The sequence below is a fragment of the Empedobacter sp. UBA5987 genome (assembly GCF_002429865.1).
In the GTDB taxonomy this organism is placed as follows: Bacteria; Bacteroidota; Bacteroidia; order Flavobacteriales; family Weeksellaceae; genus Empedobacter; species Empedobacter falsenii_B.
This window is the reverse complement of sequence record NZ_DJBB01000073.1, coordinates 18,822-28,243: the sequence shown is the minus strand read 5'-3', so window position 1 is coordinate 28,243 and position 9,422 is coordinate 18,822. Positions and strand designations below refer to the sequence as shown.

General features: G+C 30.4%; 8 protein-coding genes. 7 read left to right on the top strand and 1 reads right to left on the bottom strand.

What is annotated here, in order from left to right; all coding sequences use genetic code 11:
- Positions 1-47: 47 nt before the first annotated feature.
- On the bottom strand, positions 48-653 hold the full coding sequence (locus B3J26_RS12945) for a DUF4126 domain-containing protein (RefSeq protein ID WP_221855583.1): 606 nt from the start codon (positions 651-653) through the stop codon (positions 48-50).
- Between the two features lie 339 nt (positions 654-992).
- On the opposite strand from B3J26_RS12945, the gene udk reads away from it, so the two are divergent.
- The 7 genes from udk to B3J26_RS12910 all read left to right on the top strand — a co-directional run bounded on the left by udk (position 993) and on the right by B3J26_RS12910 (position 9,389).
- Positions 993-1,661 carry a uridine kinase gene (udk, locus tag B3J26_RS12940; protein WP_260392473.1) on the top strand — a complete coding sequence of 223 codons (669 nt, stop codon included), beginning with the start codon at positions 993-995 and terminating at the stop codon, positions 1,659-1,661.
- A complete protein-coding gene (locus B3J26_RS12935) occupies positions 1,661-2,050 on the top strand; it encodes an FtsB family cell division protein (protein WP_280037436.1) in 390 nt (129 codons plus the stop codon). Before udk ends, B3J26_RS12935 begins: the two co-directional genes overlap by 1 nt.
- The gene (locus tag B3J26_RS12930; protein WP_291074768.1) at positions 2,043-3,317 is read left to right on the top strand and encodes a methylmalonyl-CoA mutase family protein; all 1,275 of its coding nucleotides are present in this window, start codon (positions 2,043-2,045) and stop codon (positions 3,315-3,317) included. The genes B3J26_RS12935 and B3J26_RS12930 overlap by 8 nt, the downstream gene beginning before the upstream one ends.
- A gap of 127 nt (positions 3,318-3,444) precedes the next feature.
- Positions 3,445-4,611 (top strand): THUMP-like domain-containing protein, encoded by a 1,167-nt coding sequence (locus tag B3J26_RS12925; RefSeq protein WP_291074767.1) that lies wholly within the window; start codon positions 3,445-3,447, stop codon positions 4,609-4,611.
- 62 nt (positions 4,612-4,673) lie between these two features.
- Positions 4,674-6,851, top strand: a complete 2,178-nt coding sequence (locus B3J26_RS12920) for an FUSC family membrane protein (RefSeq protein WP_291074766.1) — start codon at positions 4,674-4,676, stop codon at positions 6,849-6,851.
- Between the two features lie 3 nt (positions 6,852-6,854).
- Positions 6,855-8,654: an ABC transporter ATP-binding protein gene (locus B3J26_RS12915; RefSeq protein ID WP_115001141.1), complete on the top strand. Its 1,800-nt coding sequence runs from the start codon at positions 6,855-6,857 to the stop codon at positions 8,652-8,654.
- Between the two features lie 60 nt (positions 8,655-8,714).
- On the top strand, positions 8,715-9,389 hold the full coding sequence (locus tag B3J26_RS12910) for a hypothetical protein (protein WP_221855574.1): 675 nt from the start codon (positions 8,715-8,717) through the stop codon (positions 9,387-9,389).
- The last annotated feature ends 33 nt before the right edge of the window (positions 9,390-9,422 follow it).

Genomic DNA, 9,422 nt, shown 5'->3' with positions numbered 1-9,422 from the left:
CTTTTGAGACAGCCTCTTTTTTTTATTAATATAATCCTTCACTCTTTTCACAATTCTTCCGCCAATAACTGATCACCTTTTTTTCTAACACTTTTATATGCTCTATAACACACATATAAAATAATCAGTACAAAAATAAACGCCAAAGGAGCCAATACAATTGCCGTAATACTTAATACAATAGAACTAAACGTTTCACCTGTATTAACCAAAAAATTTCCAGCTCCCGCAGTTGTGGTGGTCGAAACAGCTCTTGCAGCAGCAGTTGTACCGCTAATCGCAGCCGCAGTTCCTCCTCCTGCTATAATCGCCAAAGCCCAAGTTGCAACTTCGTTCATTTCTGGCATCGTAATTCCAACCGCTATTGTTCCTGCAATTCCAGCTAAGGGAACCGCAATCGTATCCAACAAATTATCAATAATTGGAATATAATAAGCTCCAATTTCCACTAACATCGCTACACCAAGTGTTATAAGAGCTGGTGTACTCCCAACCCACATCCAATTTTCGTCGAGATTAATAAAACTTCCTGCAAATTTGACAGCTAAACTCAATATAAATAAGGGAAGAAAAATCCGAAAACCAGCAGCGGCGGCTAATCCTATTCCGAGAAATAACGAAAAAATAGTAGACATTGAGATTAAATCGTTCATAGTTTAGTATTTTATAATAGTTCTGATCTTATAAATATAATGATAAAAAAGATAAAGTTTTTATATTTTTTTCTTTCCTTTGCATCCGATTAAGAGAAACCAAGTACTGCAAAGTACTTTTTTTGTATAAATAAACCTAAATGTTTGAGTTACATCTAAATAATCGAATAATAAATCAATCATTTTTTAAATGCATCGATAATTATTTCTTTTCTCAAAATCAATCAACCAAAACTTCTTCACGACAACATTTAAAATTTTGCAAGAATCGATTTCTTTTTATTTTAATTTCTGATAGGAAAATTTTATCTTTAAGGAAATTTTACGAGAACTCTTGCAATGGAAACATCAAACGAAATTAAAAAAAATAATAAAACAAAAATGCTAGTAATAGGAATTGCAGGAGGAACAGGTTCGGGAAAAACAACTGTTGTAAATAATATTTTAAGAGATCTTAACGCGGAAAGCGTTATCGTTATTTCTCAAGATAATTATTATAAAGATCATCCTGAATTATCTTTTGATGAACGTTCTAAGATCAATTTTGATCACCCAAGATCAATTGATTTCGAATTACTAAAAGAACATGTCGCTTTATTGAAAAATGGCGTATCAATAGAACAACCTGTCTATTCGTTTATTACGCATAGTCGCAAGGAAGAAACGATTTTAACCCATCCACAATCGGTTATTATTGTAGAAGGAATTTTGGTATTGACTGACCCAGATTTACGCGATTTATTTGATGTAAAAATCTTTGTTCATGCAGATTCTGATGAGCGTTTAATTCGTCGTGTACGTCGTGATATCCAAGAACGTGGGCGCGATTTGGATGAAGTTTTAACGCGTTACCAAAAAACGTTAAAACCTATGCATCAGCAATTTATAGAACCATCTAAAAACTATGCAGACATTATTATTCCGAATATGAAAAAGAAAAATTCTGTCGCAATCAAAGTTTTATCAACTGTAATTAAAGAAAAACTCAACTCGAAAACTACTGTATAATGAAAGAAAAATCGGAAGAAATCTTTGACGAAGAACTTACACCAGAAGTACCGAAAAGAAAAATTAAGGATACACGTGTATTCAAATTTGTTTGGAATCGTTACTTTGTTCTAACGGTTGCGTTTGCTGTTTGGATGATTTTTTTCGATCAAAATTCTTTTTTCGTACATCGCGAGTTGGATAAACAAATCAAATTATTAGAAGTTGATCAACAATATTACCAAGAACACTTGGATACTGAGTCTGAAAAATTAAATCAACTAAATAGTAATCCTGCTGAAATTGAAAGGATTGCAAGAGAAAAGCATTTCTTGAAAAAAGATGATGAAGATATTTTTATCATTCAGCAAGAAAAAGTTACGAAGCCACAAAATAAAGAAAATGAGTAAGTTATTTGAAAATTTTGATTCTATTTCTGAAAAAGAATGGAAAAATAAAGTTCAAGTCGAGCTAAAAGGTTTAGAATATAATGAAACTTTAGTTTGGGGAACGAACGATCAAATAAATGTAAAACCATTATATACAAAGGATGATGTCGATTATTCGGCTGTACAACCTTTACCAAAATCCTCAAAAGATTGGAAAATTATTTCGAAATATACTGGAAATAAAAACCAAGATTACAGCTTTTTGTATGGATATTTGATTAATCAAAATCAAATTGATTCATCGTTAGAACTTCCTAATTATCTGGATTTATTTATTAAATATGATGAGACTTCTGATTTAAAATCGCTTGAAAATCTTCCAAATCTGAAATATTTAGATTTAGATATGTATGGATATTTGGCACAGAATGGACTTTGGCAAAATGATTCAGAAAAAGCATCAAAAGAATTGGTGAAAGAAGCTTTGGCATTGAAAAATTTCGAAAAAGTAATTTCAATTCAAGGAGATGTTTATCAAAATGCTGGTGCAAATCATGTTCAACAAATCGCGATAACACTTGCGCATGCTGTAGAATATTTAGAAAATTTTGGAGCTGATATTGCGGACAAAATCTATTTTAAATTCGCTGTTGGAAGTAATTATTTCTTCGAAGTTGCGAAATTAAGAGCATTTCGCTTTTTATGGAAAATGATTTTGGAGCAATATAATAAAGAAAGTGAAGCATTTATTTTCACTTCAACATCCGATCGCAATAAATCTAAATTAGATATTTACAACAACGTTATTCGCTCTACAATAGAAGCTTCTTCGGCTATCTTCGGATCAAGTGACGCTATTTTTGTTGGATCATATGATGAAGTTAATAAAGAGTCTGATTTTGGATTAGAATTAGCCGCAAAACAACAATTATTGTTACAAAAAGAATCTTATTTGAATCAATTTACTGATCCTGCTGCTGGTTCTTTCTACATTGAAAGTTTGACAAATCAAATGGCTGAAAATGCGTTAGAATTGTTTAAAACAATACAAAATGTAGGAGGTTTTGTAAATGCTTTACAAAATGAAACTATTCAAGATTTTATTTACACAAGCGCGAAAAAAGAGCAAAAAGATTTCGATGAGCAAACCATTAAATTAATTGGTGTAAACAAATTTAGAAACCCTGCAGATGTGATTGAGAAATCGCCAAAAGAAAAAGTGGTAAAACAAGCACTTTTTGTTCCGATTGTTCCAACTCGTTTGGCAGAAAAAGAGGAAAAAAAATAGTTTTTACATGAATTGGATGCCAATTTCATTAAAAGAACTTAATAATATAATCGAAACTTCAGTAGCTGTGATGGATACTGAAGTTTTGTGTTTAATAAAATAATATTTTACGTCAAAAAATAACATTTTGAATCCAACTATTTTAACAAAAGAATTTCAAGATTATCTGAAAATAATCGAACATGAAGACATCAAATCTATAGGTTTGAAAAAATCGTTGTTTGAGGAAATTTCTTCTGCTGAAATTGCACAACAATTGAAAGGAATTCAAGTTTCAAAACATAAATTTCCAACACTTTATTCGACAGAAAATATTTATTTTCCGCCTTCAATTAATTTGGAACAAGCAAGTTCAGAAGCCACAGCAAATTATAAATCAACTTTAGTTAAAGGAAAAAATTTGATTGATTTAACCGCAGGTTTTGGAATTGATACCATGGCTTTTGCAAAGAATTTTGACAAAGTATATCACATCGAACAAAATCCTGAATTGAGTGAGATTGTACAACATAATGCTAAAATTTTAGCGCCAAATTTAGAAACCTATACAGGAACTTTTCAGTCTTTTTTTGAAGAAAATCCTACATTAAAATTTGATGTTATTTATCTCGATCCAGCAAGAAGAAATTCGAGCGGAAGAAAATTTATTTTGGAAGATTTAGAGCCAAATATTTTAGAATGGATTCCAACTTTTTTCGAAAAAACAGAGAAAATTATCATCAAGCTTTCGCCTTTATTAGACATCACTTCTACCCTACAACAAATTGATTCAATTTCTGAAATACACATTGTTGCATTAAAAAATGAAGTGAAAGATTTTCTAATCATTTTAGATAAAAATTCTTCAACAAAAAACCCTTTGATAAAAGCTGTTAATTTAGAAAATAATCAATCCGAATTTTCTTTTCATTTTGAAGAAGAATATAGTGCGAATGCAAGTTTTGGAGGAATTCAACGTTATATTTACGAACCAAATGTTGCGATTCTAAAAACTGGTGCTTTCAAATTATTGAGCGAAAAATTCAATCTTCATAAACTTCATCAGAATACTCATTTGTATACTTCGAATGAACTTTTAGAGAATTTTCCTGGAAAAATTTACTTGATTGAAGAAGAAATTAAAAATCAAAAAAAAGAAATTCTAAAAACAAAAGCGAATTTATTAGTCAAAAATTACAATCAGCCAATAGACGTTATCAAGAAAAAATTCAAAATTATTGATGGCGGTACAACAACTTTAATTTTTACTCAAAGCATTGATGGGTTTCATATTCTAAAAACTTCACGAGTTTAGTTGGGTTTCGAAAAAAGTTGTGTTAATTTTATACAACAATTTTCAACCTTAAAAAATTACACTTGAAAATCATCAATAAAATTGAAAACTTTATCTACGGAGAAGCGCTTTCAGATGGCTTAAAAACTTCTTTAGCGATTATCATTCCACCTATCGTAGCCAGCTTATTTGGCGATTTATATGCCGGTGTAACAATAAGTCTTGGTGCAGTTTTAGCGCACATGACGGATACACCTGGTCCATTTAAAGAACGCCGAAACCTGATGTGGCTTTCCGTACTCTTGATTTTCCTTGTTTCGTATTTCACCAAAACGATTAATAGTTACCCAATATTTCTAGGTATTTGTTTAACAGTTATCGTTTTCTTTTCTAACATGTTAACCGTTTGGGGACAACGTACAAGTGCGCTTGGAATGGTCATTATGATGTCAATGGTAATGAATATGAATGATTTACGACATGAGTTAAGTCCTCTTCATATTGCGCTTTTTGTGACGGCTGGAGCAGCTTGGTACACTATTTTTAGTCTAGCTATTAGCACCTTTCGTCCTTATCGTATGGCGCAGCAAAACTTAGCTGATACAATGATTCATATTTCTGAATACATTCGAATCAAGGCTTCTATGTTTGATAAAGACTCAAATTATGATGATATTATCAAAAAATTAATCGACGAACATGTTGTCATTAACGAAAAACAAAGTTTAGTTCGTGAATTAGTTTTTTCGAATAAAAAATTGGTAAAAGACCAGACACCAATTGGGCGTTCGATTGTGTTTATTTTCTCCGATTTAATAGATATTTTCGAGAATATTACAGCAAATCAATATGATTATGTGAAAATTCGAGAAGTTTATGGCGATACAAAAGCAATGCGCAAAATCTATAATTTAATGAATAAATTAGCGCATGAACTTAAAATGATTGCTTATCATATTAACTCGAACAAACGTCCTAAACAATCAACTTTTGACTTTGAAGTTGAGTTAAAAAAGATTGATGATGCCATCAAAGAATTATATGCAGAAGGACAAAAACCAATCGTTTTATCTAAAATTTATATCAATCTAAAGCAAATTGTTTATAAAATAGAGTTTATTCATAAGTTTTTTTATGATGATTCGTTCACAGAAAAAAAGAAAAATCCACTGGATCATGCCGAACATTTTGAACCTACAGTTGATTATTCTTTACGAAAATTAAAAGATCATCTGAATCTAAAATCTTCAATTTTTAGACATGCAATTCGTGCATCAATTGTAATGTTATTAGCTTATGGTGTCACGTTTATTATTCCGATGACTTACCATAGTTACTGGATTTTGATGACAGTTTTAGTAATTTTAAAACCTGGTTTTAGTGTAACAAAAAAACGAAACTTTCAGCGTTTGAAAGGAACAATTGGCGGTGGATTAGTTGGAGTTTTAATATTATTGATAATTCCTCAACACAGTATCCGATTTGCTTTAATGCTTATTTTCATGTTAATGGCCTACACTTTTATTCGTCACAAATATGCAATTGGTACATTTTACTTAACCGCGTATATTCTTATTTCGTTTAGTTTTTATTCGCAAAAAGATTCATTGTATATTATTCAAGAACGTTTTATTGATACACTTGTTGGAGGATTTATGGCGTTTATTTCGAGTTATTTGATTTTACCAACTTGGGAAAAAAATAATATGAACGAATATATTCAAAAAGCATTGATTGCAAATTATGAGTTTATCTATTTGGTTTTTAAAAAATTAGCCGACAACGAAGTTTCTACAACAGATTATAAATTAGCTAGAAAAGATGTTTTTATTGCAATGGCAAATATTAATTCAGTTTTTCAGCGTGTAATTTCTGAACCGAAAGGAAAACAAGAAAATGCTAACGTACTGAATAAATTCACCATTTTCAATCAATCATTTGTCTCATATTCAGTTGGTTTAGTTAAAATTTTAAAGAAAAACAATTCCGTTATTTTAACTTCAGAACATATTCGATTGATGAAGAAAATTTTGCAATTATTGTTACAAAACATTCGGCTTTATGGCGAATATGAAACAGAAAATTTACCTAAAACAATAGAATTTGGAGAAAAAACTGTTGCATATACTGAAATTGAAACAGAGGCTTTGCAAAATGATTCTGAACTGATTGAAGATCTATTAGAGTATTTATACGAGATTGCTTACGATTTCACAAAAGTTGGTCACGTTTTTGTGAAAGAACAACCGTTAAAAGAATAATAAATGACAATCATTCAACTGTTTAAAAATCTACGTCCATTTGTAAAACCTTATCGTTCTTTGGTTGTCGCAACTTTGCTCCTAACCTTAGTTGGATCTTTTACGTCACAGGTAAACGCCCTTATTTTACAGTATACCGTAGATTCTATAAATGGTTTGGTTGAAGCTGGAAAAGGATTAAAAGAAGGTCTGAAAATCATTTCGTTTATTTCAATTGTTTTGATGACAAAAGAAATCTTGAATGCTTTTATCACATTTGGTCAAAAATATTATGGTGAAAAGCTTAGAATCTTAGTTTCACAAGATTTAGCACAAACCATTATCGAAAAGATTTTGACGTATAGAATGGCATTTTATACAAATCAAGATAATCAAGCAGGAAAACTTCAAACCCGTATTGACAGAGGAATTGAAAGTTTGACACGTTTAGTTCAAAACTTTTTTATCGATATTCTTCCACTTTTTGCCAATTCAATTGTTGCTTTAATTTTAATGTTCAATGCTAATTTTTATGTTGGATTGGTTGGACTTTGTATCGTTCCGATTTATTTCATTATCACGCAACAGCAAGCGAAAAAGCTGAGTGGTTGGCGACGAAACTTAAGAGGTTATCGTGAACAAAAATCACAAGGAATTATCAGCATAATTGATTCAATTACAGTAATTAAATCATTTAACCGAGAAGATATAGAAGGTAAAAAACAACTTGATTTGCAAAAAGAATTGACGAATAATCAAATGCAAACACGCAAAACAAGCTTCTTTTTTGATGGTTTAAAATCTTTTATCGAGCAGTTTGGCGTAGTGATTATCATTATTTTAACTTCGTATTTGGTTCTTGACGGACAAATGACAATTGGTGCAATTATGTTTCATATTTTGTTGTTTAACAACGTTTCTGCGCCTATTCGTCAACTGCATCGTATTTACGATGAAATGAATGATGCTATGATTTATTCCGAAAGTTTCTTTGGAATTTTGAAAGCAGACAATGAAAAAGAATCATCTGGGAATTATCTTCCAACAAATCTAAAAGGAAAATTCGAAATCCAAAATGTTGACTTTTCTTATCCAAATGGTTACAAAGCCTTGAAAAATATCAACATGACAATTCAACCCAATAAAATTACTGCTTTAGTTGGTTTGTCTGGTGCTGGAAAAAGTACAGTGATTAATTTGTTAGATAAATTTTATCAACCTGATTCTGGAAAAATTCTACTTGATGGAATTGATTTAGAAGAATATGACACGCAATTTTTACGTGATAATATTGGGTTGGTTTTACAAAAAAATCACATTTTTAATGGAACAATTGAAGAAAATATTCGTTATGGAAATGTAAACGCAACTTTCGGAGAAATAGAAGATGCTGCAAAACGCGCTTATATTCATGAACAAATTATGGACTTGCCAGAAGGTTATCAATCCAAAGCCTTATTGTTATCTGGCGGTCAACAACAACGCATCGCCATAGCACGTATGTTTCTCAAAAATCCACCAATTATTTTTCTAGACGAACCTACTGCAAGTTTGGATGCAATTGCGACAGAACAGATTAAAAATAGTTTGGATGCCATCAAAAAAGATCGAACAGTTATCATTATTTCGCATAGTATTTCTCAAATTATCGATGCCGATTATACATACGTGATGAAACAAGGCGAAGTTGTAGAACACGGGATTCATGAAGATGTCTACAAAATGAACGGCACTTATAAAGAGATTTTTGATGCGATGGCAAAAAGCTTAAACATTGAAAAAATTGCCAAAACTTTTGACGATGAAGAAGAAGAAAATTATTAGCAATAATTTTATTATAAAACATTATAAATCACTATCTTTAAAGAGGTAATAGGATAGCGTATGAAAAAATTAGTTTATTTTATAGTTGGGGTATTGTTTTTTACCCAATCTTGCGAGCAAAAAAAAGAAGCTCCAAAAGAATTAGCGCTTAATACGATAACTTACGAAAGTGCTTTAGATGTTCCTGTAAATAAAGTTGGTGTTCTGATTAATGTAGATTCCCTTGGTTTTTTCGATTATAATTCTCAAAATTTAGATCAAAGCATTGATTCAAAATCAATTGAAAATCAGCTTAAACAAATAAATTCTAAATTTGATATTGTAAAAGTAATTCGTGATAAATCTGAAAAAATATTAAACGACAACAAGTACAATTATCAAATGATTGATAAATTTGATAAAAACTTAGTTCCAAATGAATTAATCACAAAGGAAAATGTAAATCAAGTTAAATTTAATGATTTAAAAAAAGCGATTAATCAAGATGATTTAGTTTTAATTAATGTAAAATCAGGGCTTGATTATGATCCTGCCAACAAACAGAAATATATCGCCAAAACATACGTCTACATTAATATTCTAGACCTTAAAAATAATGCTTTAAAATATAGCGAAACAATTGGTGGAACTAAGTATATAGACGAAACAATCAATAAAAGTACGACGGATTATTTAGAGAAAATGATGAAAGAGTCATTAAACGAAACGTTGGATATTATTGATAATAAATATTAAATACATTGAACTATGCGCCATTTTTTTGGCAAC

Bases quoted from the DNA above. Each gene is read 5' to 3' on its own strand.
- B3J26_RS12945 (WP_221855583.1), bottom strand. From the start codon at position 653: ATGAACGATTTAATCTCAATGTCTACTATTTTTTCGTTATTTCTCGGA.
- udk (WP_260392473.1), top strand. From the start codon at position 993: ATGGAAACATCAAACGAAATTAAAAAAAATAATAAAACAAAAATGCTA.
- B3J26_RS12935 (WP_280037436.1), top strand. From the start codon at position 1,661: ATGAAAGAAAAATCGGAAGAAATCTTTGACGAAGAACTTACACCAGAA.
- B3J26_RS12930 (WP_291074768.1), top strand. From the start codon at position 2,043: ATGAGTAAGTTATTTGAAAATTTTGATTCTATTTCTGAAAAAGAATGG.
- B3J26_RS12915 (WP_115001141.1), top strand. From the start codon at position 6,855: ATGACAATCATTCAACTGTTTAAAAATCTACGTCCATTTGTAAAACCT.
- B3J26_RS12910 (WP_221855574.1), top strand. From the start codon at position 8,715: ATGAAAAAATTAGTTTATTTTATAGTTGGGGTATTGTTTTTTACCCAA.